The 25,824-nt window shown below is 61.5% G+C and carries 25 protein-coding genes; 21 read left to right on the top strand and 4 right to left on the bottom strand.

Annotated features, from left to right (window positions below):
* Position 1: 1 nt before the first annotated feature.
* The 18 genes from iscU (at position 2) to AD665_RS15070 (ending at position 15,782) form a co-directional block, all read left to right on the top strand.
* Positions 2-388, top strand: coding sequence for a Fe-S cluster assembly scaffold IscU (iscU, locus tag AD665_RS14985; protein WP_003185157.1), 387 nt, complete (start codon positions 2-4; stop codon positions 386-388).
* 23 nt (positions 389-411) lie between these two features.
* Positions 412-735, top strand: coding sequence for an iron-sulfur cluster assembly protein IscA (iscA, locus tag AD665_RS14990; RefSeq protein ID WP_024777046.1), 324 nt, complete (start codon positions 412-414; stop codon positions 733-735).
* Between the two features lie 8 nt (positions 736-743).
* On the top strand, positions 744-1,265 hold the full coding sequence (hscB, locus tag AD665_RS14995; RefSeq protein WP_024777047.1) for a co-chaperone HscB: 522 nt from the start codon (positions 744-746) through the stop codon (positions 1,263-1,265).
* Positions 1,266-1,315: 50 nt separating this feature from the next.
* Positions 1,316-3,178: a Fe-S protein assembly chaperone HscA gene (hscA, locus tag AD665_RS15000; protein ID WP_053192636.1), complete on the top strand. Its 1,863-nt coding sequence runs from the start codon at positions 1,316-1,318 to the stop codon at positions 3,176-3,178.
* Between the two features lie 3 nt (positions 3,179-3,181).
* Positions 3,182-3,523, top strand: coding sequence for an ISC system 2Fe-2S type ferredoxin (gene fdx, locus AD665_RS15005; RefSeq protein WP_008014719.1), 342 nt, complete (start codon positions 3,182-3,184; stop codon positions 3,521-3,523).
* Between the two features lie 13 nt (positions 3,524-3,536).
* Positions 3,537-3,737, top strand: a complete 201-nt coding sequence (gene iscX / locus AD665_RS15010; protein WP_024777049.1) for a Fe-S cluster assembly protein IscX — start codon at positions 3,537-3,539, stop codon at positions 3,735-3,737.
* A gap of 89 nt (positions 3,738-3,826) precedes the next feature.
* Entirely contained in the window at positions 3,827-4,252 is a 426-nt protein-coding gene (gene ndk / locus AD665_RS15015; RefSeq protein WP_053192638.1) for a nucleoside-diphosphate kinase, read from the top strand.
* A 27-nt stretch (positions 4,253-4,279) separates the two neighbouring features.
* Entirely contained in the window at positions 4,280-5,425 is a 1,146-nt protein-coding gene (gene rlmN / locus AD665_RS15020; protein WP_053192639.1) for a dual-specificity RNA methyltransferase RlmN, read from the top strand.
* A 12-nt stretch (positions 5,426-5,437) separates the two neighbouring features.
* Complete coding sequence (gene pilW / locus AD665_RS15025) at positions 5,438-6,196, top strand: type IV pilus biogenesis/stability protein PilW (RefSeq protein ID WP_024777051.1); 759 nt, start codon at positions 5,438-5,440, stop codon at positions 6,194-6,196.
* The gene (locus tag AD665_RS15030) at positions 6,196-7,209 is read left to right on the top strand and encodes a RodZ domain-containing protein (protein ID WP_053192642.1); all 1,014 of its coding nucleotides are present in this window, start codon (positions 6,196-6,198) and stop codon (positions 7,207-7,209) included. Before pilW ends, AD665_RS15030 begins: the two co-directional genes overlap by 1 nt.
* A 3-nt stretch (positions 7,210-7,212) precedes the next feature.
* The gene (ispG, locus tag AD665_RS15035) at positions 7,213-8,322 is read left to right on the top strand and encodes a flavodoxin-dependent (E)-4-hydroxy-3-methylbut-2-enyl-diphosphate synthase (RefSeq protein WP_020795607.1); all 1,110 of its coding nucleotides are present in this window, start codon (positions 7,213-7,215) and stop codon (positions 8,320-8,322) included.
* Between the two features lie 25 nt (positions 8,323-8,347).
* Positions 8,348-9,637 (top strand): histidine--tRNA ligase, encoded by a 1,290-nt coding sequence (gene hisS / locus AD665_RS15040; protein WP_053192644.1) that lies wholly within the window; start codon positions 8,348-8,350, stop codon positions 9,635-9,637.
* Positions 9,638-9,678: 41 nt separating this feature from the next.
* Complete coding sequence (locus AD665_RS15045) at positions 9,679-10,320, top strand: YfgM family protein (protein WP_024777054.1); 642 nt, start codon at positions 9,679-9,681, stop codon at positions 10,318-10,320.
* Positions 10,313-11,464, top strand: a complete 1,152-nt coding sequence (gene bamB / locus AD665_RS15050; protein ID WP_024777055.1) for an outer membrane protein assembly factor BamB — start codon at positions 10,313-10,315, stop codon at positions 11,462-11,464. The genes AD665_RS15045 and bamB overlap by 8 nt, the downstream gene beginning before the upstream one ends.
* A 201-nt stretch (positions 11,465-11,665) precedes the next feature.
* A complete protein-coding gene (gene der / locus AD665_RS15055) occupies positions 11,666-13,135 on the top strand; it encodes a ribosome biogenesis GTPase Der (protein ID WP_024777056.1) in 1,470 nt (489 codons plus the stop codon).
* Between the two features lie 234 nt (positions 13,136-13,369).
* Entirely contained in the window at positions 13,370-14,518 is a 1,149-nt protein-coding gene (locus AD665_RS15060) for a pyridoxal phosphate-dependent aminotransferase (protein WP_024777072.1), read from the top strand.
* Entirely contained in the window at positions 14,506-15,297 is a 792-nt protein-coding gene (locus AD665_RS15065) for an amidohydrolase (RefSeq protein WP_053192646.1), read from the top strand. Before AD665_RS15060 ends, AD665_RS15065 begins: the two co-directional genes overlap by 13 nt.
* Positions 15,298-15,365: 68 nt before the next feature.
* The gene (locus tag AD665_RS15070; protein ID WP_053192648.1) at positions 15,366-15,782 is read left to right on the top strand and encodes a hypothetical protein; all 417 of its coding nucleotides are present in this window, start codon (positions 15,366-15,368) and stop codon (positions 15,780-15,782) included.
* 90 nt (positions 15,783-15,872) lie between these two features.
* Here the strand turns inward: AD665_RS15070 and leuA are convergent, their stop codons facing one another.
* The 3 genes from leuA to xseA form a co-directional block, all read right to left on the bottom strand.
* The gene (gene leuA / locus AD665_RS15075) at positions 15,873-17,552 is read right to left on the bottom strand and encodes a 2-isopropylmalate synthase (RefSeq protein WP_053192650.1); all 1,680 of its coding nucleotides are present in this window, start codon (positions 17,550-17,552) and stop codon (positions 15,873-15,875) included.
* A gap of 457 nt (positions 17,553-18,009) precedes the next feature.
* Positions 18,010-18,831 (bottom strand): M23 family metallopeptidase, encoded by an 822-nt coding sequence (locus AD665_RS15080; protein WP_024777060.1) that lies wholly within the window; start codon positions 18,829-18,831, stop codon positions 18,010-18,012.
* 3 nt (positions 18,832-18,834) lie between these two features.
* On the bottom strand, positions 18,835-20,214 hold the full coding sequence (xseA, locus tag AD665_RS15085) for an exodeoxyribonuclease VII large subunit (protein ID WP_053192652.1): 1,380 nt from the start codon (positions 20,212-20,214) through the stop codon (positions 18,835-18,837).
* 259 nt (positions 20,215-20,473) lie between these two features.
* On the opposite strand from xseA, the gene AD665_RS15090 reads away from it, so the two are divergent.
* The 3 genes from AD665_RS15090 to guaA all read left to right on the top strand — a co-directional run bounded on the left by AD665_RS15090 (position 20,474) and on the right by guaA (position 24,443).
* Positions 20,474-21,022, top strand: coding sequence for a hypothetical protein (locus AD665_RS15090; protein ID WP_053192654.1), 549 nt, complete (start codon positions 20,474-20,476; stop codon positions 21,020-21,022).
* A 294-nt stretch (positions 21,023-21,316) separates the two neighbouring features.
* Positions 21,317-22,786, top strand: coding sequence for an IMP dehydrogenase (gene guaB, locus AD665_RS15095; RefSeq protein ID WP_024777063.1), 1,470 nt, complete (start codon positions 21,317-21,319; stop codon positions 22,784-22,786).
* A gap of 79 nt (positions 22,787-22,865) precedes the next feature.
* Positions 22,866-24,443: a glutamine-hydrolyzing GMP synthase gene (guaA, locus tag AD665_RS15100; RefSeq protein WP_053192656.1), complete on the top strand. Its 1,578-nt coding sequence runs from the start codon at positions 22,866-22,868 to the stop codon at positions 24,441-24,443.
* A 498-nt stretch (positions 24,444-24,941) separates the two neighbouring features.
* On the opposite strand, the gene treR is transcribed toward guaA, so the two are convergent.
* A complete protein-coding gene (gene treR / locus AD665_RS15105) occupies positions 24,942-25,646 on the bottom strand; it encodes a trehalose operon repressor (RefSeq protein WP_024778924.1) in 705 nt (234 codons plus the stop codon).
* Positions 25,647-25,824: the final 178 nt, after the last annotated feature.

The following is a 25,824-nucleotide window of genomic DNA, read 5'->3' on the forward strand; positions in this document are numbered from 1 at the left end:
AATGGCATATAGCGAAAAGGTCATCGACCACTACGAGAACCCGCGCAACGTCGGCAAGATGGACGCGCAGGATCCTGATGTCGGCACTGGCATGGTCGGCGCCCCGGCGTGTGGCGACGTGATGCGTCTGCAGATCAAGGTCAACGAGCAAGGCATCATCGAAGATGCCAAGTTCAAGACCTACGGCTGTGGTTCGGCCATTGCGTCCAGCTCCCTGGCTACCGAGTGGATGAAGGGCAAGACTCTTGATGAAGCCGAAACCATCAAGAACACCCAGCTGGCCGAAGAACTGGCCCTGCCGCCAGTGAAAATCCACTGCTCGGTACTCGCTGAAGACGCCATCAAGGCCGCCGTTCGCGACTACAAGCAGAAGAAAGGCTTGATCTGAACCGCGACAGGTAAGGAGTTTTCATGGCTATCCAGATGACAGAAGCAGCCGCCAGGCACATACAGCGCTCCCTCGCGGGGCGCGGCAAGGGCGAGGGCATCCGCCTGGGTGTTCGCACCACGGGTTGTTCCGGCCTTGCCTATGTACTGGAGTTCGTCGATGAAGTCGGCGAAGACGATCAGGTGTTCGAAAGTCATGGTCAGAAAGTGATCATCGACCCGAAGAGCCTGACGTACCTGGACGGCACCGAGCTGGATTTCGTCAAGGAAGGGTTGAACGAAGGCTTCAAGTTCAACAACCCCAACGTGCGCGGTGAATGTGGCTGCGGCGAAAGCTTCAACATCTGAGGCGGCTCGTGGGTACTCCTTGTCATTTTGCCTTGTTCCAGATGCAGCCGGGTTTCAGCCTGGATCTCGATGAACTGTCGGCGCGTTATCTCGAGCTGGCCCGAGGTGTCCATCCGGACCGCTTCGCGGACGCCTCCGAGGCCGAGCAGCGGCGGGCGCTCGAGCAGTCCGCGAACCTCAACGAGGCCTACCAGACGCTCAAGAGCCCGGCCAAGCGTGCGCGATACCTGCTTGCCATCAGCGGTCATGAACTGCCCCTGGAAGTCACGGTGCACGATCCCGAGTTTCTTCTGCAGCAGATGCAGTGGCGCGAAGAGCTCGAAGACCTGCAGGACAGTGCCGACCTGGCGGGTGTCGCCACGTTCAAGCGCCGCTTGAGGGACGCCCAGCAAACCCTGAATGAAAGCTTCGCAGCCTGCTGGAACGATGCCGCGCAACGCGAACAGGCCGAACGCCTGATGCGGCGCATGCAGTTCCTCGACAAGCTCACCTACGAAGTGCGCCAACTAGAAGAGCGCCTCGACGATTAACCCAGTGCCGCTCCGGTCGCACGCCTGATTACAGATAAGTCCTGATTACGATGGCCCTACTGCAGATCGCCGAACCCGGCCAAAGTCCACAACCGCACCAGCGTCGCCTGGCTGTGGGGATCGACTTGGGTACCACCAATTCCCTGGTCGCTGCGTTGCGCAGCGGCCTTTCCGAGCCGCTGGCCGACGAGCAGGGACGGGTGATTCTGCCGTCCGCCGTCCGCTACCACGCCGATCGCGTCGAAGTGGGCGATTCGGCCAAGCTGGCCGCCGCGACCGATCCGCTGAACACCATCGTGTCGGTCAAGCGCCTGATGGGACGTGGCCTGTCCGACGTCAAGCAATTGGGCGATCAACTGCCGTACCGCTTCGTCGGCGGCGAGTCCCACATGCCGTTCATCGACACCGTGCAGGGCCCGAAAAGCCCGGTGGAAGTGTCGGCCGACATCCTCAAGGTCCTGCGTCAACGCGCCGAAGCCGCGTTGGGCGGTGAACTGGTAGGTGCGGTCATCACCGTCCCGGCCTACTTCGACGACGCCCAGCGCCAAGCCACCAAGGATGCGGCCAAACTGGCCGGCCTGAACGTGCTGCGCCTGCTCAACGAGCCGACCGCCGCTGCGGTGGCGTATGGTCTGGACCAGCATGCCGAAGGCCTGGTCGCCATCTACGACCTGGGCGGCGGTACCTTTGATATCTCGATTCTGCGCCTGACCGGCGGTGTTTTCGAAGTCCTGGCCACCGGCGGCGACAGCGCCCTGGGCGGCGATGACTTCGACCACGCCATCGCCGGCTGGATCATCGAGCAGGCGGGCCTGTCCGCCGACCTTGATCCGGGTGCGCAACGTCACCTGCTGCAAACCGCCTGCGCCGCCAAGGAAGCCCTGACCGACGCGATGAGTGTCGAGGTCGCCTATGGTGACTGGAAAGCCTCCTTGAGCCGCGAAGCCTTCAATGCGCTGATCGAACCGATGGTCGCCCGCAGTCTCAAGGCCTGCCGCCGCGCTGTGCGCGATTCCGGCGTCGAGGTCGAAGACGTCAAGGCTGTGGTCATGGTCGGCGGCTCGACTCGCGTGCCGCGGGTTCGCGAAGCCGTTGCCGAGGCCTTTGGCCGTCAACCACTGACTGAAATCGACCCGGACCAGGTGGTCGCCATCGGCGCCGCGATCCAGGCCGATACCCTGGCGGGCAACAAGCGCGACGGCGGCGAACTGCTGTTGCTCGACGTGATCCCGCTGTCCCTGGGCCTGGAAACCATGGGCGGCCTGATGGAGAAGGTGATTCCGCGCAACACCACCATCCCCGTCGCTCGCGCCCAGGATTTCACCACCTATAAAGACGGCCAGTCGGCCATGATGATCCACGTGCTGCAAGGCGAGCGTGAACTCATCAGCGACTGCCGTTCCCTGGCGCGCTTCGAATTGCGCGGCATCCCGGCCATGGTCGCCGGCGCGGCGAAGATCCGCGTGACCTTCCAGGTCGACGCCGATGGCTTGCTCAATGTCTCTGCCCGCGAGCTGGGTTCGGGCGTCGAAGCCAGCATTCAGGTCAAGCCCTCCTACGGCCTGACCGACGGCGAAATTGCCCGGATGCTCAAGGATTCCTTCCAGTACGCCGGTGACGACAAGGTGGCCCGCGTGCTGCGCGAGCAGCAGGTAGACGCTCAGCGCCTGATCGAAGCCGTGCAAGGTGCCCTTGAGGCCGACGGTGAGCGTCTGCTGGACGCCGAAGAACGCATGGTCATCGAATTGCAGATGCAGGAATTGTCCGAATTGATCAAAGGCACCGATGGCTATGCCATCGAGCAGCAGACCAAGCGTCTGTCGCACGTCACCGATGCCTTTGCCGCCCGCCGCCTGGATTCGACGGTCAAAGCCGCCCTGGCGGGGCGTAACCTGAATGAAATCGAGGAGTAATAGATGCCGCAGGTGATTTTTTTACCCCACGAGAAGTTCTGCCCCGAGGGCATGGTTGTGGAGGCTGAACCTGGGATTTCCATTCTCGAGCTCGCCCATGAACACCATATCGAGATGGAAAGTGCCTGCGGCGGTGTCTGTGCCTGCACCACTTGTCATTGCATCATCCGTGAAGGGTTCGATTCGCTGGAAGAAGCGGACGAACTGGAAGAAGATTTCCTCGACCGGGCCTGGGGCCTGGAAGCGCAATCGCGCCTGGGTTGCCAAGCCATCGTCGGTACGGAAGACCTGACCGTCGAGATCCCGAAATATTCGCTTAACCATGCGGCTGAAGCCCCGCACTGATGGTGAGACTGTCATGAGCTATGGTTGGAATGATGTACGACGCATCGCTGAAGAGTTGGCCGAAGCCAAGCCGGATGTAGACCCGATGACGGTCAACTTCGTCGATCTGCAGCACTGGATCATGGAGCTTGACGACTTCGACAGTACCTCTGGCCGTTGTGGCGAGAAGGTGTTGGAGGCGGTCCAGGCGCTCTGGATCGAAGAAATCGACTGATCGGCCTGGCAGGTTAGGCAATACCCATGAACCCGCGTATAATTCGCGGGTTTAATTTTTCGCACATTACCGTTTCTGGAGTTACACCCATGGCTGTTCAACGTACTTTCTCCATCATCAAGCCTGACGCCGTTGCTAAAAACGTAATCGGCAAGATCGTGACCCGCTTCGAAGACGCAGGCCTGCGCGTCATCGCTTCGAAAATGAAGCAACTGTCCAAGGCCGAAGCCGAAGGCTTCTACGCTGAGCACAGCGAGCGCGGTTTCTTCGGTGAACTGGTTGCGTTCATGACTTCCGGCCCGGTTGTCGTTCAGGTTCTGGAAGGCGAAAACGCCATTGCTCGCAACCGTGAGCTGATGGGCGCTACCAACCCTAAAGAAGCCGCCGCCGGTACCATCCGCGCAGACTTCGCCGAGTCCATCGACGCCAACGCCGTCCACGGTTCGGACTCCGAAGCCGCTGCTGCTCGCGAAATCGCCTACTTTTTCGCCGCTACTGAAGTAACCGCTCGCTAAGTAAAGCTTGTGAGTGAGGGTGAGACCATGACTGCATCGATCGGCAAGATTAACCTGTTGGGCTTGACCCAGCCGGAAATGGAGAAATTCTTCGACTCAATCGGGGAGAAGCGTTTCCGTGCCGGTCAGGTAATGAAATGGATTCACCACTTTGGCGTCGACGATTTCGACGCCATGACGAATGTCGGCAAGGCCTTGCGTGAAAAACTCAAGGCCGTTGCCGAGATTCGCGGCCCCGAAGTGGTCAGCCAGGACATTTCCAGCGACGGCACCCGCAAGTGGGTGGTGCGCGTGGCGTCCGGCAGCTGCGTCGAGACCGTCTACATTCCCCAGGGCAAGCGCGGCACCTTGTGCGTTTCGTCCCAGGCAGGCTGTGCCCTGGACTGCAGTTTCTGCTCCACCGGCAAGCAAGGCTTCAACAGCAACCTCACCGCCGCCGAAGTGATCGGCCAGGTGTGGATTGCCAACAAATCCTTTGGCAGCGTCCCGGCGACCGTCGACCGTGCCATCACCAACGTGGTGATGATGGGCATGGGTGAGCCGCTGCTGAACTTCGACAACGTCGTATCCGCCATGCACTTGATGATGGACGACCTGGGCTATGGCATTTCCAAGCGCCGCGTGACCCTGTCCACCTCCGGCGTGGTGCCGATGATCGATGAGCTGGCCAAGCACATCGACGTCTCCCTGGCGTTGTCATTGCACGCACCCAATGACGCATTGCGTAACCAATTGGTACCGATCAACAAGAAGTATCCGCTTAAGATGCTGCTGGACTCATGCCAGCGCTACATGTCGGCCCTGGGCGAAAAGCGCGTGCTGACCATCGAGTACACCCTGCTCAAGGATGTGAACGACAAGGTCGAACATGCGGTCGAGATGATCGAGCTGCTCAAGAACATCCCGTGCAAGATCAACCTGATCCCGTTCAACCCGTTCCCGCATTCCGGTTACGAGCGTCCGAGCAACAACGCGATCCGTCGCTTCCAGGATCAGCTTCATCACGCGGGCTTCAACGTCACCGTGCGCACCACCCGCGGCGAAGACATCGATGCGGCGTGTGGTCAACTGGTCGGGCAGGTGCTGGATCGTACCCGTCGCAGCGAACGCTACATTGCCGTGCGCGAGTTGAATGCCGCCGACGATGTACAGAACGCTGCGAACGGTCACTAAGAGAGGAACTCTATGTCACTGCGCTTCGCGCTGCTGTTGCTGTTCACCGGTCTGTGCGCCGGTTGTGTTCTGTCGGGTGACTACAATCCGATGAAAACCAGCAAGGGGCGTGACGAAGCGCGTGCGGCCTATGTGCAACTGGGCATCGGCTATCTGCAGCAGGGCATGACCGAACGGGCCAAAGTGCCGCTCAAGAAGGCCCTGGAGCTGGACAGCTCCGACGCCGATGCCAACGCGGCCCTGGCCCTGGTGTTCCAGGCCGAACTGGAACCGGAGCTGGCCGACGAGCATTTCCGCAAGGCACTGTCCAGCCGGCCGCAGGATGCGCGGATCCTGAACAACTACGGCAGCTTCCTCTACGAGCAACAACGTTACAAGGAGGCCTACGAACGCTTCGAACAGGCCGCCGCCGATACCCTTTATCCTGAGCGTTCGCGGGTTTTCGAAAACCTTGGCATGACCGCCGCGAAACTCGGCCAGCGAGATCTGACCCGCCAGCAGCTGGAAAAGGCGTTGCGGCTCAACCGCCAGCAACCGCGAGCCTTGCTGGAAATGGCTGAGTTGTCTTACGAAGACAGGCAATATGTGCCCGCGCGGGACTATTACGAACGTTTTAGTCTACTGAGCGAGCAAAATGCACGTAGTCTATTGCTCGGCGTTCGGCTGGCGCATGTATTCGAAGATCGTGACAAGGCCGCCAGTTATGGCCTGCAACTAAAAAGACTCTATCCCGGTACGCCGGAATATCAGCAATACCTGTCGGAGCAATGATGAAAGCGGCGCATCCTGAAGTGGTAGCAGCGACTCGCGTGAACCCCGGTGAGACCCTGCGTCAAGCCCGCGAAAGCAATGGCTGGTCGCTCGCCCAAGTGGCCCTCAAGCTCAATCTCACTGTGGCTTCCCTGAGCAACCTGGAAGCGGGCGCGTTCGATAAATTGCCAGGGCATACCTTTGCCCGGGGCTACATCCGCGCCTACGCCAAACTGCTCGACATGGATCAGACCGTGCTGGTCCAGCAATTCGATCAATACACCGGTTCCGACGCCCAGGGCAGCAATGTGCACAGTCTGGGTCGCATCGAGGAACCGGTGCGTGTTTCCCACACTATTTTGCGAATCGTCAGCCTGTTGCTGCTGATCGCGGTGATTGGGGGCGGTTTCGTCTGGTGGCAGGATCAAGCTTCTCTGCGCAGCAAGGAATCGGTCTCCATGGCGCCGGAGCACGTGGAAGTGGAGGGTGCCGACGGCACTACGCGTATCCACCCGCTGGACGAGCCGGAAGACCAGGCCGTGCTTGAAGGCCAGGCGCAAGGTGAAACCAGCCTGGCGCTGCCACAGAGCCAGGAGAGTGCTGACGCCGAAGCCGGTGCCGAACCGGGTACGCCTGTCGCCCCGGCTGTTGCGCCTGCCGTTCCAGGCACGCCTGCGCCAGCCACCAGCGCACCAGTTGCCCCGAGCACACCTGCACCGACCGTGGCGGCTCCAGCTCCAGCTCCAGCTCCAGCTCCCGCTCCGGCTTCTCCGGCTGCGGCGCCGGCCGCAGGTGAAGGCCAGCTGCAGATTCAATTCACCGCCGATTGCTGGACCCAGGTTACCGACGGCAACGGCAAGGTGCTGTTCAGTGGCCTCAAGCGCAAGGGCGATACCACGTCCATCAACGGCAAGCCGCCGTTTGCCGTACGCCTGGGCTATGCCCGGGGCGCGCAGGTCAGCTACAACGGCCAGCCGGTCGATGTGGCCCCGTTCACCAGTGGCGAGACTGCTCGCCTGAAGTTGGGTCAATAAGTCATGCACGGCGAATCTCCAATCAAACGTCGCGAATCCCGCAAGATATGGGTCGGTAACGTGCCCGTGGGCGGCGATGCGCCTATCGCTGTGCAGAGCATGACCAACAGCGACACCAACGACGTGGCTGCCACCGTTGCGCAGATCAACCGCCTGGAAGCCGCCGGTGTCGACATCGTTCGCGTATCCGTGCCGGACATGGACGCCGCCGAGGCGTTTGGCAAGATCAAGCAGCTGGTCAAGGTGCCGCTGGTGGCCGACATTCACTTCGACTACCGCATTGCCCTGCGCGTGGCCGAGCTGGGTGTCGACTGCCTGCGTATCAACCCGGGCAACATTGGGCGCGAAGACCGTGTGCGCGCTGTGGTGGACGCTGCCCGCGACCGTGGCATTCCGATCCGCATCGGTGTGAACGCCGGTTCCCTGGAAAAAGACCTGCAAAAGAAATACGGCGAACCTACGCCGGCGGCTCTCGTGGAGTCGGCGCTGCGTCATGTCGAGCACCTCGAGCGCCTGAATTTCCAGGATTTCAAGGTCAGCGTGAAGGCCTCCGACGTGTTCATGGCCGTCGAAGCCTATCGCCTGCTGGCCAAGGAAATCGTCCAGCCGCTGCACCTGGGCATCACTGAAGCCGGTGGGTTGCGTTCGGGCACGGTGAAATCCGCCGTCGGCCTCGGTATGCTGCTCGCCGAGGGGATTGGCGATACCATCCGCATCTCGTTGGCGGCTGATCCGGTCGAGGAAGTGAAAGTCGGCTACGACATTCTCAAATCCCTGCACCTTCGTTCCCGTGGCATCAACTTCATCGCCTGCCCGAGCTGCTCGCGGCAGAACTTCGATGTGGTCAAGACCATGAACGAGCTGGAAGGGCGACTCGAAGATCTGCTGGTGCCGCTGGATGTCGCGGTGATCGGCTGTGTGGTCAACGGGCCGGGCGAAGCCAAGGAGGCCCATATCGGCCTCACCGGCGGTACGCCGAACCTGATTTACATCGACGGCAAGCCGTCGCAGAAGTTGACGAATGACAATCTGGTGGATGAGCTGGAACGGCTGATCCGCGAGAAAGCGGCCGAAAAGGTCGAAGCCGACGCAGCGGTCATCGCACGCGGCTGAGCAACCGAATTTTTAAGGATTTATTGTGAGCAAGTCTCTGCAAGCCATCCGTGGCATGAACGACATCCTGCCCGAACAGACGCCCCTGTGGCGCTATTTCGAGGGCACCGTCGCACGTTTGCTGGATAACTATGGCTATCGGCAGATCCGCATGCCGATCGTCGAGTTCACCGAGCTGTTCAAGCGCTCCATCGGCGAAGTGACCGACATCGTCGAAAAAGAGATGTACACCTTCGAGGATCGCAACGGCGATTCCCTGACCCTGCGCCCGGAAGGCACGGCTGCCTGCGTGCGTGCGGTGCTCGAACATGGCATCACCGGCGGCGGGCAGGTGCAGAAACTCTGGTACATCGGCCCGATGTTCCGTCACGAGCGTCCGCAGAAAGGTCGCTATCGCCAGTTCCACCAGATCGGCCTGGAGGTGTTCAACCTCGACGGCCCGGACATCGACGCCGAGCTGATCGTCATGACCTGGCGTCTGTGGGGCGAGCTGGGCCTTCGTGACGCGGTCAAGCTCGAGCTCAACAGCCTGGGGACCAGCGAGTCCCGTGGCCGCTACCGTGAAGCGTTGGTGGAGTTTCTTTCCGCGCACCTGGACAAGCTCGACGAGGACAGCCAGCGCCGTCTGACCACCAATCCGCTGCGCGTGCTCGATACCAAGAACGCCGATACCCAGGCCATCCTGGCTGACGCGCCGAAGATGGCCGACTACCTCGATGGCGAATCCCGCGCGCACTTCGAAGGGTTGAGGGCGCGCCTGGACGCCGTGGGCATTCCTTACGTGATCAACCCCAAGTTGGTCCGCGGCCTGGATTACTACAGCAAGACCGTTTTCGAATGGGTCACCGACAAGCTTGGCGCCCAGGGCACCGTGTGTGCCGGCGGCCGTTACGACGGTCTGGTGGAGCAGATGGGCGGCAAGCCGACGCCAGGCGTGGGCTTTGCCATGGGCATCGAGCGCCTGGTGCTGATGCTCGAGGCATTGGACAAGGTGCCGGAAGAGCTTTCCCGTCAGGTCGACGTCTACCTGTGTGCCTTCGGTGAAGCAGCCGAACTGGCGGCCCTGACCCTGAGCGAACGGGTCCGCGACCAGTTGCCTGGTCTGCGCCTGCAGATCAACGCCGGCGGCGGCAGCTTCAAGAGCCAGTTCAAGAAGGCCGACAAGAGCGGTGCGCTGCATGCACTGATCCTGGGTGACGACGAACTGGCCCAACAAGTGGTAGGTTTCAAACCCCTGCGTGGCCAGGGCGAACAACAAAGCATTGCCTGGGATGCGCTTGCTGCACACCTGGCCACCTGCGTCGTGCAGGGTTGAAGCTGTCAAAACAGCCGATTTAGCGATTAAGGAGTATTGGGGTGTCGAGTACCGAAGATGAACAGCTGGCGGATTTGAAGGACTGGTGGAGCCGCAACGGCAAGCCGCTGGTCACTGGCGGCCTGTTGGCGCTGGTCATCGTATTCGGCTGGCAGGCGTTCCAGAAATACCAGAGCAACCAGGCGCAAGGCGCCTCGATGCTTTATCAGCAATTGCTGGAAACCACCCTGACCCCGGACGGCAAGCCTGATGCTGCCCGCGTGGCGGACCTGGCCGGCAAGCTCAACAGTGAGTACGGCGGCACCGCCTACGCGCAGTACGGCCGCCTGTTCGTAGCCAAGGTTGCCGTAGACAGCGGCAAGCTGGACGACGCGGTCATCGAGCTCAAAGGTATTGTCGACAAGCCCGCCAACTCGACCCTGGGCGAAGTGGCGCGTCAGCGTCTGGCGCAGGTGCTGGCGGCGCAGAACAAGACCGAAGAGGCGTTGAAGCTGCTCGACGGCGATGCCGACAAGGCGTTCCTGGCGACCCGCGAAGAACTCAAGGGCGACCTGCTGGTACAACTGGGTCGTGCTGATGAGGCCCATGCGGCCTACCAAAAAGCCAAGGCTGCGCTGTCGGACGAAGCCGCAGTCGGTGGCCTGCAAATCAAGCTGGACGACCTGGCCAAAGGGGATGCGTGACGTGATCCGTTGGAAACATGCAGCATTGCTGGCTCTGGCCATTCTGGCCGCGGGTTGCAGCAGTAACAGCAAGAAAGAACTGCCGCCGGCCGAACTGACCGACTTCAAAGAAGAAGTCGTGCTGCAGAAGCAATGGAGCCGCTCCATCGGCGACGGCCAGGGCGAAACCTACAACATGCTGGTGCCGGCCATCGATGGCGACACCATCTATGCCGGTGACGTCACGGGCGTGGTGATGGCGATGGATCGCCTGAACGGCGACGTCAAATGGGAAAAAGATCTCGAACTGCCGGTATCCGGCGCCGTTGGCGTGGGTTACGGGCTGGTCATGATCGGTACGCTCAAGGGCGAGGTCGTTGCCCTGGATGCCAGTAACGGTGAGGAGAAGTGGCGCGCCCGCGTGTCCAGCGAAGTACTCGCACCGCCTGCCTCCAACGGTGATGTGGTCGTGGTCCAGACCCAGGATGACCGTCTGATCGGCCTGGATGCTGCAACCGGCAACCAGCGCTGGTTGTACGACAGTACTCCTGCGGTCCTGACCCTGCGTGGCACCAGCGCACCGATCGTCACCAACCGCCTCGCGGTGGCCGGGCTGTCGACCGGTAAAGTGGTTGCCCTGGACATTTCCAACGGCGTGCCGGTGTGGGAGCAACGTGTTGCCGTTCCACAAGGTCGTTCGGAGCTGGAGCGCGTGGTCGACATCGATGGCGGCCTGCTGCTGTCCGGCGGCACGATCTACGTCGCCAGCTACCAGGGTCGCGTTGCGGCGCTGGACCTGGAAAGCGGTCGTCCGTTGTGGCAGCGCGATGCGTCCAGCTACGCCGGTGTCGCCCAGGGTTTCGGCAGCGTCTACGTAAGCCTGTCCTCGGGCACGGTTGAAGGCGTCGACGAGCGCTCCACCACCGCACTGTGGAGCAACGATTCCCTGGCCCGTCGTCAACTGTCGGCCCCGGAAGTGTTCTCCAGCTACGTTGCAGTCGGTGACCTGGAAGGTTACCTGCACCTGCTGAGCCAGGTGGACGGTCGTTTCGTCGGCCGCGAGCGCATCGACAGCGACGGCCTGCGTGCCCGTCCGCTGGTGGCAGGCAACATGATTTATGTGTATGGCAACAGCGGCAAACTGGAAGCCCTGACCATCAAGTAAGACTATGCTTGGGGCTAGATCTCAAGCGGCCTGTCCTTTGTGGGAGCGGGCTTGCGCGCGAATACGGTGTATCACAAGAGAATTTGTTGACTGACGCACCGCATTCGCGAGCAGGCCCGCTCTCACAGGACTGCCTCCGAGCACCAGCCGCTGCCTCGCAGCGGCTTTTGTATTTTCTGAAATAACGAAGTGGAGAGCCGCATGGTTCCCGTAATCGCCCTGGTGGGCCGACCGAACGTCGGCAAGTCCACCTTGTTCAATCGCCTGACCAGGACTCGCGACGCCATCGTCGGCGACTTGTCCGGTCTGACCCGTGATCGCCAATACGGTGAGGCCAAGTGGCAAGGGCGTACCTACATTCTGATCGACACCGGCGGCATCTCCGGCGACGAACATGGCATGGACGAAAAAATGGCCGAGCAGTCGCTGCTCGCCATCGAAGAAGCGGATGTGGTGCTGTTCCTGGTAGACGCCAAGGCCGGTTTCACCGCCGCCGACCAGATGATCGCCGAGCATTTGCGCAAGCGTAACAAACGCTCCCATGTGGTCGCCAACAAGGTCGACAACATCGATCCGGACATGGCTCGCGCCGAGTTCGCGCCGTTGGGCATGGGCCAGGCGATCCCGATTGCCGGTGCCCACGGTCGCGGCATCAGCCAGTTGCTGGAAGTCGCCCTGGCTGACTTCCCGAAAGATGACGATGAGCCCGAAGAAGGCGAAGAAGAAATCGTCGCCGAAGGCGAGGAGGCCAAGCGCATTCCGGGCCCGAGTGAAAAAGACGGGATCAAGATCGCGATCATCGGCCGTCCGAACGTGGGCAAGTCGACGCTGGTCAACCGCATGCTCGGCGAAGACCGGGTCATCGTGTACGACCAGCCCGGCACCACCCGCGACAGTATCTACATCCCGTTCGAGCGCAACGAAGAGAAGTACACGCTGATTGACACCGCCGGTGTGCGCAAGCGCGGCAAGATCCACGAGGAGGTCGAGAAGTTCTCCGTGGTCAAGACCCTGCAGGCCATCAAGGACGCCAACGTGGTGATCTTTGTGATGGATGCACGGGAAGGCGTAGTCGATCACGACCTGAACCTGCTGGGCTTTGCCCTCGAAGCCGGTCGTGCGCTGGTCATCGCGATCAACAAGTGGGATGGCATGACGCCGAGCGAGCGTGATTACGTGAAGGTCGAATTGCAGCGTCGGCTGTTCTTCGTCGACTTCGCTGACATCCACTTCATCTCGGCGCTGCACGGTACGGGCGTGGGTAACCTCTACGCGTCGGTGCAGAATTCGTTCAAGTCGGCGGTGACCCGCTGGCCAACCAACCGCCTGACCCAGATCCTGGAAGATGCCGTTGGCGAGCACGCGCCACCGATGGTCAACAACCGCCGGATCAAGCTGCGCTACGCTCACCTGGGCGGCGCCAACCCGCCGATCATCGTGATCCACGGCAACCAGATCGAGAAGGTGCCCAAGTCGTACGTCCGTTACCTGGAAAACACCTATCGCCGTGTCCTGAAGCTGGTCGGTACGCCGATCCGCATCGAGTTCAAGGGCGGCGAGAACCCGTACGAAGGCAACAAGAACACGCTCACCGACCGCCAGGTCAACAAGAAGCGCCGCTTGATGTCGCACCACAAGAAGGCCGACAAGAAGCGTCGCGACAAGCGCTGAGCGAAAGTCAGCGCCGATCACCTGTGGGAGCGTGCCTGCTCGCGAAGCGTCGGGACAGCAACCTTGATGCAAGCTGATCCACCGCTATCGCGAGCAGGCTCGCTCCCACAGGGGGAAGTCGTCAGCATGAAAAAGGGTGCCCACCGCGGCACTCTTTTTCATGCCCGGCGATTGGGCTATTCTCGACCTCTCCCGCGCCGTGCCAGAGCCGGGCGCAGACGCAGAGAACCCCTGATGATCACCAGCAAGCTGCCGAATGTCGGCATCACCATTTTCACCCAGATGTCCCAGCTCGCCGCGCAGACCGGCGCGCTCAACCTGTCCCAGGGGTTTCCCGATTTCGATGGTCCGCAGGCCCTGCGCGATGCGGTTGGCCGGCATATCGCCCAAGGTCATAACCAGTATTCACCCATGACCGGGTTGCCGGCCCTGCGTCAGCAGATTGCGGCGAAGATCGCCCGCAGTTATGGCGCCAATGTCGACGCCGATCAGGAAGTCACCGTGACCCCCGGTGCGACCCAGGCGATTTTCTGCGCCATCGCAGCGGTGGTTCAGAGCGGCGATGAAGTGATCGTGTTCGACCCTTGCTATGACAGCTACGAACCCTCTGTCCAATTGGCCGGTGGGCGTTGCGTGCACGTCCAGCTGGGACTGGATGACTTTGCCATCGATTTCCAGAAGCTCGGCGAAGCTCTGAGCCCGCGTACGCGGATGATCATTCTCAACACGCCCCACAACCCCAGCGGCGCCTTGATCAGTCGCGCCGAGCTGGATCAATTGGCGGCGTTGATCCGTGATCGCGATATCTACCTGATCAGCGATGAGGTCTATGAACACCTGGTGTTCGACGATGTGCCCCATGCCAGCGTGCTCGCCCATGAGGAACTGTACCGTCGCGCCTTCGTGGTCAGTTCGTTCGGCAAGACCTACCACGTCACTGGCTGGAAAACCGGCTACGTCGTAGCGCCACCGGCCCTGACGGCGGAGTTGCGCAAGGTCCATCAGTACGTCAGCTTCTGTGGCGTGACGCCGCTGCAATACGCCCTGGCCGACTACATGGCCGAGCATCCCGAACATGTGGAAGAGTTGCCGGATTTCTACCAGGCCAAGCGCGACCTGTTCTGCGATCTGCTGGCCCCGTCGCGGTTCAGCTTCAAGCGCGTGACCGGTACCTATTTCCAGTTGGTGGATTATTCGCATATCCGCCCGGACCTGAACGATGTCGACATGGCGGTCTGGATGACCCGTGAGCACGGCGTGGCGACGATTCCGGTGTCGGTGTTCTACCAGACCCCACCCGAAGGCCAGCGCCTGGTGCGCCTGTGCTTTGCCAAACGCGAGGAGACGCTGCGCGAAGCAGCGGAAAAACTATGCGTGATCTGAGCGCGTTGCCAAACCTCAACATCGCCCTGATCCAGACCACCCTGACCTGGCATGACCGCCAGGCCAACCTGGAGCATTTCGAAGGCCTGCTGGAGCAGGCGCGGGGTGCTGATCTGGTCATCCTGCCGGAAATGTTCACCACCGGGTTTTCCATGGAATCGCAAACCCTGGCGGAGCCGGAACACGGGCTTACCAGCGTATGGATGCGGACCCAGGCGGCAAGGCTGGATGCGGTGATCACCGGCAGCGTGATTGTCCAGGCCGCTGACGGCAGCCATCGCAATCGCCTGCTCTGGGTGCGACCGGACGGCGAGGTGCTGCACTACGACAAGCGCCATCTGTTTCGCATGGCCGGCGAACACGATCACTACACGCCGGGCGAACGCCAGGTGCTGTTCGAGCTCAAGGGGTGGCGGGTCCGTCCGTTGATTTGCTACGACCTGCGTTTCCCGGCCTGGAGCCGCGACGCCGACGACACCGATCTGTTGCTGTACACCGCCAACTGGCCGGGGGCCCGGCGCCAGCACTGGAACCGCCTGCTGCCCGCCCGCGCCATCGAGAACCTGTGCTACGTGGCGGCAGTGAACCGCATCGGCACCGACGGCAAGGGCTTTGCCTATACCGGCGACAGTCAGGTGCTGGACTTCCAGGGCGAAACCTTGCTCAGCGCAGGGGAGGCTGATGGTGTGTTCATGGTGAGTTTGAATGCAGCGGACCTGGCGGCGTATCGCACGCGGTTTCCGGCGAACCTGGATGCCGACCGTTTCGAATTCATCTGATTGAAACGATTCAGCCCTTAAGAAGCGCTGTTGCGTGCCGATAACGGGTCAGCCAAGGAGGAGTCCACATGACCACGATCAGCGCAACTACCGTAAATCCTTACCCGCTCTCGGCCTCAAAGGCCCGGATCGGCGGGGCGGCCGAAGAAACGACGGCCACTTCGCCGGCATCGACCGATGCGGGTGATGAGAAGGAACAATCACTGAAAGTCGATACCAGCGGCGCCAACATCGCCGGGGCGCCTGCCGCCGGTGGTGTGGATACCGTCGAGCAGTTGAAGAAGCAGATCGAGCAGGCCGAAAAGCTGTTGGCCCAGCAGCAGGCCGAACTGGTCCGTGTGCAAAAGAGCCAGGCCAGCGAAGAGCAGAAGATCCAGCAAGCGATGGCCATCCAGACCCAGATCATGGGCACCCAGGCCGCTTTGCAGAGCCTGCGGGCCTCGTTGTTGCAGGCCATGGCCGGTTCTGTCGACACCCATGCCTGAGTTTTTGGTTGTTTGATCATTCCCACGCTCCGCGTGGGAACGAGGCCCCAGGGTTCACACCCCGGGGCCTTTTTGCATTGCAGCCGCGAATCAGGCCGCCTTGGCCTCAGGCTGGCTCAGCGAGCGGTTCAGTGCGCTGAACAGAGCCTTGAAGCTGGCGGTGGTGATGTTTTCATCGATGCCCACGCCGTGCACCGCACGTTCACCGTTGACCCGCAGTTCGATGTACGCCGCGGCCTTGGCGTTGGTGCCGGCGCCGATGGCGTGTTCGTTGTAGTCCATGATCTCCACGGGGATCGGCAGGCCGGCCACCAGTGCCTCCAGCGCGCCGTTGCCCTTGCCGCGCCAGTGCAGGTTGGTTTCGCCCTGGCCCTTGCTGGCGACTTCCACTTCCACGGCGCTGTTGCCGTTCTCTTCCTGCAGGCGATGGCTGACCAGCGCGTACGGGGTGTTGGCTTGCAGGTATTCGCGCTGCAGCAGGCTGTGGATCTGCTGGGCGGTCATCTCGAGGCCGAGACGGTCGGTCTCGCGCTGAACCACCTGGCTGAATTCGATCTGCATGCGACGCGGCAGGCTGATGCCGTACTCCTGTTCCAGCAGGTAGGCGATGCCGCCCTTGCCCGACTGGCTGTTGACGCGAATCACTGCTTCGTAGCTGCGACCGATGTCGGCCGGGTCGATCGGCAGGTATGGCACTTCCCACAGCGTGTCGGATTTCTGCTGGGCAAAGCCCTTGCGAATGGCATCCTGGTGCGAGCCGGAGAACGCGGTGTGAACCAGGTCGCCGACATAGGGGTGGCGCGGGTGCACCGGAATCTGGTTGCACTCTTCGACCACTTTGCGCACGCCGTCGATGTCGGAGAAATCCAGCTCAGGGTGGATGCCCTGGGTGTAGAGGTTCAGCGCCACGGTCACCAGGTCGACGTTGCCGGTGCGCTCGCCGTTACCGAACAGGCAGCCTTCGACACGGTCGGCGCCGGCCATGAGGCCCAGCTCGGTGGCGGCTACGCCGGTACCACGGTCGTTGTGGGTGTGCAGGCTGATGAGCACGCTGTCACGACGGGTGATGTTGCGGTGGAACCACTCGATCTGGTCCGCGTAGACGTTCGGGGTGGCGACTTCCACGGTGGCGGGCAGGTTGAGGATCACCTTGTGCTCGGGTGTCGGGTTCCAGACTTCGATCACCGCGTCACAGACCTCCTTGGCGAACTCCAGCTCAGTGGCGCTGAACGTCTCTGGCGAGTATTCGAACTGCCACTGGGTTTCCGGCTGTTGGGCGGCGTATTTGACGAACAGCTTGGCCGCATTCACTGCGATTTCCTTCACGCCTTCCTTGTCCTGATTGAACACGATGCGGCGGAACGACGGGCAGGTGGCGTTGTACAGGTGGACAATGGCTTTCTTCGCGCCGCGCAGGGATTCGAAGGTGCGGGCGATCAGGTCTTCACGGGCCTGGGTCAGCACCTGGATGGTGGTGTCGTCCGGGATGTGGCCTTCTTCGATGAGGGTGCGCACGAAGTCGAAGTCAGTCTGCGAGGCGGCCGGGAACGACGCTTCGATTTCCTTGACGCCCACGGCGACCAGGGTTTTCCAGAAGCGCAGTTTCTTGACCGCGTCCATCGGCTCGATCAGCGACTGGTTGCCATCGCGCAGGTCGGAGCTGCACCAGATCGGCGCGGCGGTGATGGTCTTCGACGGCCAGGTACGATCCGGCAGGTTGATGGTCGGGAAGGCGCGGTATTTGGAAGACGGGTCTTTGAGCATGCTCATGGGCGGAATCCTTATTGTCTTGGCCGGAAAAAGGCGGCCTGCCGGTGGTTCGAACGGGGGTGGCTCTGCAGCCTGGACGGGGTGCCGCGATTCAGCCCGGCAGTCGTGCGCTGACGAGGCACAGGCTGCGGTGCTGGCGAAGCTGAATGAGGGTGTGAGAGGTTTTCATGCCCTCAACCCTAACCGGGTGGGGGGAGGATCGCAAGCAGTCGGAAAAAATTGAGATAAGTTCTGCTTTATCGAAGGTTTTCGAGATTTTATTGCGATATTTTGTGGGGATTGTCGGTTTATTGCGTTGAAGTTTGTCGCTTGGCAATCTCTGGAACAGGGGTGCATGTGCCGGCCTCATCGCGAGCAAGCTCGGCTCCCACAGGATATTCGACGCTTTCGAAATGGCGCAGTACCTGTGGGAGCCGAGCTCGCTCGCGATGAGGCCAGTAGGCTCACCACAAAAAACTCAGGGCTCGAACGCCCCGATGAAAATCGCCGGATCCACCCGCGCATCGTTCAGGCTGATGTTCCAATGCATGTGCGGTCCGGTTGCTCGACCTGTAGAGCCAACCTTGCCCACCACCGCGCCCCGGGCCAGTTGCTGGCCGACCTTCACGTCGATCTTCGACATGTGGCAGAACATGCTGATGAAGCCCTGGCCATGGTCGACGAACACGGTGTTGCCGTTGAAGAAGTAATTGCCGGTGAGGATCACCTTGCCGGCCGCCGGCGTCTTGATCGGCGTGCCGGCGGGCACGGCGAAGTCCAGGCCGGCGTGGGGGTTGCGTTCTTCGCCGTTGAAGAATCGACGTACGCCAAACCGGCTCGACAGCGGACCGCTGACCGGTTTGTCCAACAGCAGGTTACTGGGGATGTTCGGGCTGAAGCTGCGGTAGGCCTTCAACTGCACGGCCAGCTCGGCGTTGATGCGCTTGAGGTCCGCGGGGTTCGGGTTGACCTGGCGTTTGTTCTTCAGGGTGATGCGCTGCTCGGGGTACTTTTTATAGCCGACCACGAACGGCTGGGTGCCGCCGCCGCTGCTGATCTGCTGGGTGCCCGGCTGGACGGTCAGCGGGATGCCGACAATAGCCAGCCAGTTGTTCTGTTCCTTGACCACGAGCACCGGCTTGCCTTGGTAAGTGGCTTTCGGCGCCTTGGCCGCGCTGCCCAGGTCGACCACGGCCACGCCACCCGGAACCGGTTTGTTCAGCAGGCGGGTGATGTAACTGTCGGCGTGGGCGTTGAGAGTCAGGCACAGCAAAAGCAGGGGAGCTAGAAGTCGCGGCATGGATCAATCCAGTAGAGAAAGGGTGACCGGTGTCAGGTGATTGTCTTCGACTCGTACCAGCAGCTCGCCTTCGCCGAGTCGGGCCGTCAGGCGCTGGCCGGTCCGGGTCTGTTCGGCACTGCGGATCGCATGACCGCGTTCATCCAGCAGAATGCTGTAGCCGCGGCCGAGGGTCGCCAGGGGGCTGACGATGTGCAGCGTTTGCATCTGGTTGTGCAATTGCACGCGTCGCGCTTTCAAGCCTTCGCGCATGGCCCGAGGCAGGCGTTCGGCCAGGCTGTCAAGGCGCTGGCGCAGCAGCGCCAGGTGGCGGCCTGGATGTTGTCCGGCCAGGCGCGTTTCCAGGCGGATCAGACGCTCGTGACGGGTATTGAGGCTGCGTTCGAAGGCCCGGCGCAGGCGCATGTCCAGATCGTCCAGGCGCTGGGCCTGTTGGCGCAGGCGTTCGCCGGGGTGACGCAGTCGTCGGGTCAGGCCTTCGAGGCGCAGTTGGTCGCGCATCAGACGGTCACGCATACGCATCACCAACCGCCGATGCAGGCTTTCGACCCGGCGTACCAGATCGCTCGCGTCCGGCGCCAGCAGTTCTGCTGCGGCGGACGGGGTCGGGGCGCGCACGTCGGCGACGAAATCGCTGATGGAAACGTCGGTTTCATGGCCGACGGCGCTGACGATCGGCGTCACGCAGGCATCCACGGCCCGGGCCACGGCTTCTTCGTTGAAACACCATAGGTCTTCCAGGGAACCGCCGCCTCGGGCCAGGATCAGCGCATCGAAACCCCGGGCGTCCGCCAGCTTCAGGGCGCGGACGATCTGCGCGGTGGCTTCGCGGCCCTGCACGGCGGTAGGGATCAGTGTCAGGGCAACTTGCGGCGCACGGCGACGGAACACGCTGATGATGTCGCGGATCACCGCGCCGGTGGGCGAACTGATGATGCCGATACGTTGCGGGTGCGCGGGCAGAGGCACCTTGCGCTCGGCGCTGAACAGGCCTTCGGCGCTGAGTTTTTCCTTCAGGGCATCGAAGGCCAGGCGCAGGGCGCCATCGCCGGCCGGCTCCACGGTGTCGAGAATCAGTTGATAATCGCCACGGCCCTCGAACAGCGAAACCTTGCCGCGTACCTTGACCGCCAATCCGTCCTTCAAGGCCTGGCGCACCCGCGCGGCGTTCTGCCGGAACAGTGCGCAACGCACCTGGGCGCCGCTGTCCTTGAGGGTGAAATACACGTGGCCGGAGGCGGGGCGGGCGAGGTTGGAGATTTCGCCCTCGACCCAGATGTTGCTGAACACGTCCTCGAGCAACACTCGCGCGCGGCCGTTGAGCTGGCTGACAGTCAGGACCTCGCGGTCCAGGCCCAGGCGGGCAAAGGGATCTTTAATCATGGGCGGCATGATAAGGGCATTTGCCGCTTAATCTCCATGTGTAGAAACAATTGGACCGGGTTGCTTTCATCGCGAGCGGGCTCACAATGACCGCATGGAACCCTGTGGCAAGTGACCTGACTGGTGCCTGCCAGCGGCCTCGCGCTGATCGGGCGCTGCCTGAGTCCTTGACCTTGTTTGGCCAGGGATTAAGCTGCCGGCCTCCATTTTTATCCTGTGGAGCAAAGCTTGCTCTCACAAAGAAACGCCAGGCCTTGCCATGAACTCCCAAAGCATCATCGTCCCGAAAATTTCCACCTTGCCGGTCCATGAGCCTCGGGCCCGGGCGATCGTGCGCTGGCTGGTGCGCAAGAACATTGTCGAGGAACAGTTGACCACCTGTGGGCGCACCGGCAATCGCATGGCCCACGCCATCGCCCCTGGCGCCCGCGCCGTGGTCCTGCGTCCCGATGCCTTGCCGTTCGACGAGCCGGTCAACGGCCTGGAGATCATCACCAAGCGCTGCATCTATACCCCGGCCAAGGGCTTTCTCGAGGAAGCGGGTTGCGCAGAATGCCGCCGGGAAATCGGCGAGGCGCTGTTCGAAAGCCTGGAGGACTGGATGCCTAACCGTACCGACAACTTCACCTGCCCCGAATGCAGGCATGAAGATGACATCAACGGCTTCCTGTTCCTGCAGCCCTGCGGCTTCTCCAACCTGGGGTTCATCTTCAACAACTGGCTGGAGGCGGGGTTCAAGCAGGACTTCCTCGACGAATTCGCCGATTGGCTGGATCAGCCAGTGAGTTGGGTGCAGGTGGAGTTGTAGGTAGGCACACTGGAGACTGCTTTTGTGGCGAGGGGATTTATCCCCGCTGGGGCGCGAAGCGGCCCTAAACCCAGGCTGTGCGGTACATCAGGCATATGAGTCGACCACCTTGGGACTGCTGCGCAGTCCAGCGGGGATAAATCCCCTCGCCACAGGGGGGCGGTGTACCGCCGCAGTGGAGCGATCAGCCCCGTCAATCACCCCGCCAATAATAGGCAGAGTTTTACATTGAGCCAGACGGTGTGCATGAGTATAATGGCGCGCTTCCATTTTTCCCGCTCGGGAGCCCCCGCGATGCTGCGTATCAGCCAAGAAGCTCTGACCTTCGACGACATTCTCCTAGTGCCTGGTTATTCCGAGGTGCTGCCTAACGAAGTCAGCCTCAAAACCCGTCTTACCCGTGGCATCGAACTGAATATCCCGTTGGTTTCCGCTGCCATGGACACCGTGACCGAAGCCCGTCTGGCCATTGCCATGGCCCAGGAAGGCGGTATCGGTATCATCCACAAGAACATGACCATCGAACAGCAGGCCGCCGAAGTGCGCAAGGTCAAGCGGTTCGAGGCTGGCGTGGTCAAGGACCCGATCACCATCGAGGCCGATGCCACGGTGCGCGATCTGTTCGAACTGACCCGCATGCACAACATCTCCGGCGTTCCGGTGCTGCACGATGGCGACCTGGTCGGCATCGTCACCTCCCGCGACGTGCGTTTCGAGAACCGCCTGGATGCCACCGTCCGTCAAGTGATGACGCCTAAAGAGCGCCTGGTCACCGTCAAGGAAGGCACCAGCAAGGACGAAGTCCGCGAATTGCTGCACAAGCACCGCATCGAGCGCGTGCTGATCGTCGACGACAAATTCGCCCTCAAGGGCATGATGACCGTCAACGACATCGAAAAAGCCAAGGCCTACCCGCTGGCCAGCAAGGACGACCAGGGTCGTCTGCGCGTCGGTGCCGCGGTCGGTACCGGCAAGGACACCGGTGATCGCGTCGCCGCGCTGGTCAATGCCGGCGTCGACGTGGTGGTGGTCGACACCGCCCACGGCCATTCCAAGGGCGTGATCGACCGCGTTCGCTGGGTCAAGCAGAACTTCCCTGAAGTGCAGGTGATTGGCGGCAACATCGCCACCGGCGCTGCCGCCAAGGCCCTGGCCGAAGCTGGCGCCGACGCGGTCAAGGTCGGTATCGGCCCTGGCTCGATCTGCACCACCCGGATCGTCGCCGGTGTCGGCGTGCCGCAGATCAGCGCCATCGCCAACGTCGCCGCCGCCCTTGAAGGCACTGGCGTACCGTTGATCGCCGACGGCGGCATCCGTTTCTCCGGTGACCTGTCCAAGGCCATCGTGGCCGGTGCTTCTGCCGTGATGATGGGCTCGATGTTCGCCGGTACCGAAGAAGCACCGGGCGAGATCGAACTGTTCCAGGGGCGTAGCTACAAGGCTTACCGTGGCATGGGTTCGCTGGGCGCCATGTCCCAGGCCCAGGGCTCTTCCGACCGCTACTTCCAGGACTCCTCCGCGGGTGCCGAGAAGCTGGTACCGGAAGGCATCGAAGGTCGTGTGCCGTACAAAGGCACCCTGACCGCGATCATCCATCAGCTGATGGGTGGCCTGCGTTCCTCGATGGGCTACACCGGCAGCGCCAACATCGAAGAGATGCGCACCAAGCCGGAGTTCGTGCGCATCACCGGCGCTGGCATGGCCGAGTCCCATGTCCACGACGTACAGATCACCAAGGAAGCGCCGAACTACCGCGTAGGTTAAGGCTTCCAGCAAAACGTTAATCACCGGGGCTGTTCATTCAGCCCCGAGTTGTTTCTGATTCACTACATGAGAATGAGTCATGGCCCTCGACATTCACGCTCACCGCATCCTGATCCTCGACTTCGGTTCCCAGTACACCCAGCTGATTGCCCGCCGCGTGCGTGAAATCGGCGTGTACTGCGAATTGCACCCGTTCGACATGGATGACGAAGCGATTCGCGAGTTCGCTCCCAAAGGCGTCATCCTCGCCGGCGGTCCCGAGTCCGTGCACGAAGCCGACAGCCCGCGCTGCCCGCAAGCGGTGTTCGACCTGGGCGTACCGGTCTTCGGCATCTGCTACGGCATGCAGACCATGGCCGAGCAGCTCGGCGGCAAGGTGGAAGGCTCCGACCTGCGTGAGTTCGGTTATGCCCGTGTTGACGTGGTCGGCAAGAGCCGCCTGCTGGATGGCATCGAAGACCATGTCGACGCCGATGGCCTGTTCGGCCTGGACGTGTGGATGAGCCACGGTGACAAGGTCACCAAGATGCCGGAAGACTTCCACATCCTCGCCAGCACCCCGAGCTGCCCGATTGCCGGCATGTTCAGCGACGAGCGTCGTTACTACGGCGTGCAGTTCCACCCGGAAGTGACCCACACCAAGCAGGGCGGCCGCATCCTGTCGCGCTTCATCCTCGACATCTGCGAGTGCGAAGCTCTGTGGACACCGTCGAAAATCGCTGAAGACGCCATCGCCCAGGTGCGCGCCCAGGTCGGTACCGACAACGTGCTGCTGGGCTTGTCCGGCGGCGTCGACTCGTCGGTGGTCGCTGCGCTGCTGCACAAGGCCATTGGTGATCAACTGACCTGCGTCTTCGTCGACAACGGCTTGCTGCGCCTGCACGAAGGCGAGCAAGTGATGGCCATGTTCGCCGAGAACATGGGCGTCAAGGTGATCCGCGCCAACGCCGAAGAGCAGTTCCTGACCAACCTGGCCGGCGAGTCCGACCCGGAGAAGAAGCGCAAGATCATCGGTCGTACCTTCATCGACGTGTTCGATGCCGAATCCTGCAAGCTCGACAACATCAAGTACCTGGCCCAGGGCACCATCTATCCCGACGTGATCGAGTCGGCCGGCGCCAAGAGTGGCAAGGCCCACGTGATCAAGTCTCACCACAATGTCGGTGGCCTGCCGGAAGAAATGAACCTCAAGCTGGTCGAGCCGCTGCGCGAGCTGTTCAAGGACGAGGTCCGTCGCCTCGGCCTGGAACTGGGCCTGCCTTACGATATGGTCTACCGCCACCCATTCCCAGGCCCGGGCCTGGGCGTGCGGATCCTCGGTGAAGTGAAGAAGGAATACGCCGACCTGCTGCGTCGCGCCGACCACATCTTCATCGAAGAACTGCGCAAGGCCGACTGGTACCACAAGGTCAGCCAGGCGTTCGTGGTGTTCCAACCGGTGAAATCCGTCGGCGTGGTCGGCGATGGCCGTCGCTACGCCTGGGTCGTGGCCCTGCGTGCGGTGGAAACCATCGACTTCATGACCGCTCGCTGGGCACACCTGCCGTACGAGTTGCTGGAAACCGTTTCCGGCCGCATCATCAACGAAATCGACGGCATCTCCCGCGTCACTTACGACGTGTCGAGCAAGCCGCCGGCGACGATTGAGTGGGAGTGACGGAACGTCCCTAGGAGATACCATCTCCTACTGTCCCGGAATCGACGCAAGGTCGATTCAGTAGTCGGGGAGGGAAGAGCGCTTGTACAGGCCCTTCGCTTCCCGAACTCCGACGAACTCGGGTTCGTTGGTAAATAATCGTTTTTTTGCGCATCCTTTATTTTCTAATTGTTTTTGTTCGATCGTAACCATTAGCTGACAAGATCAGGCATGCCGCATCATTTTTGAGTACCTGAAAATCGTCTTGTCCAAAGAGAGGGCAGCGGGGGAAGCTGATGATGCTGTGATCGATCAACATCGCCCCGAAAAGCCCGCTGGACGCTGAGGCTGTTTGGATAGCCTTCCCCGGACTTTAGATGCCAGAGGAACTGGGATCGGATCAAGTCCGTATCGAACGGCGTTACTCCTTGTCAGGCGCAAATACTGTCCCCAATTGTTCATTTGGGTCAGTAAACAAAAAAACCGTGTGAACCTACATTTACACGGTTTTTTTTCATTTCAGCGCCGCGCCACATCCGAGAAATAGAACTTGTCGAGGGTATGCCGCGATTCGGTGTATTCGAACTGCCGGCCGTCCTGGAGAAAGGTCTGGTTGCTGACCACGATGACATGGCTTTGGCCGTCGAGGTCGAGGTGTTGCTGGTCGTCATTGCTGCACCGGACGGCTTCGATGGTGCGCTGGGCATAGGCGATCTGCAGTTGCAGGGTCTGTTCGATGTAGGCATAGATCGATCGCTCGGCGATCTCGCGGGTCAGGTCGGGGATCACGTCGCTGACGAAATGGTTGATGTCCAGGATCACCCGTTTGCCGTCGATTCTTCGCACGCGCTTGATGCGCGTCACCTGGCTGCCGGCGGGGGCCTTGATGTGTTCGAGCAATGCACCTTCCAGCGGCAGTTGGCTGAACTCGACCACTTCAGTGCGGACGTCATCGCCCAGGCGCGGGTACGTCTCCTGGAAGCTGACAATGCCGCCGAGCTGGAATTCGATAGGGGAGGTTGACAGTACAAAGGTGCCCTTGCCATGGATCTTCTGGGCGAAACCGCGCTCCTGAAGCTGTTCGATCGCCTTGCGCACGGTGCCTCGACTGGCTTGGTAGCTGTCCATCAATTCGGTTTCGGAAGGCAGGCGGGCGCCACGCTCCAAGCGTTCGGTGGTGATGCTGGCGAGCAGGTCGCTGTAGATCCGGTTGTATTTACTCATGGAAATGGCTCTGTAACGCGCGGTACACCGGGGGCGGAACCTTAAGGGGGAAGTGGGGGGCTTGTCCAATCCACTGTGGTTTTTGAAGCAAGGAGCGTAGGGCGTTTCGCGATGATAGTGGAATGCTGCAATAAAAAACTACAACTCGTCTGTACGAGTTGTTGCTTTAACTCGTACA

It is taken from the genome of Pseudomonas corrugata (assembly GCF_001269905.1).
GTDB classification, from domain to species: Bacteria; Pseudomonadota; Gammaproteobacteria; order Pseudomonadales; family Pseudomonadaceae; genus Aquipseudomonas; species Aquipseudomonas corrugata.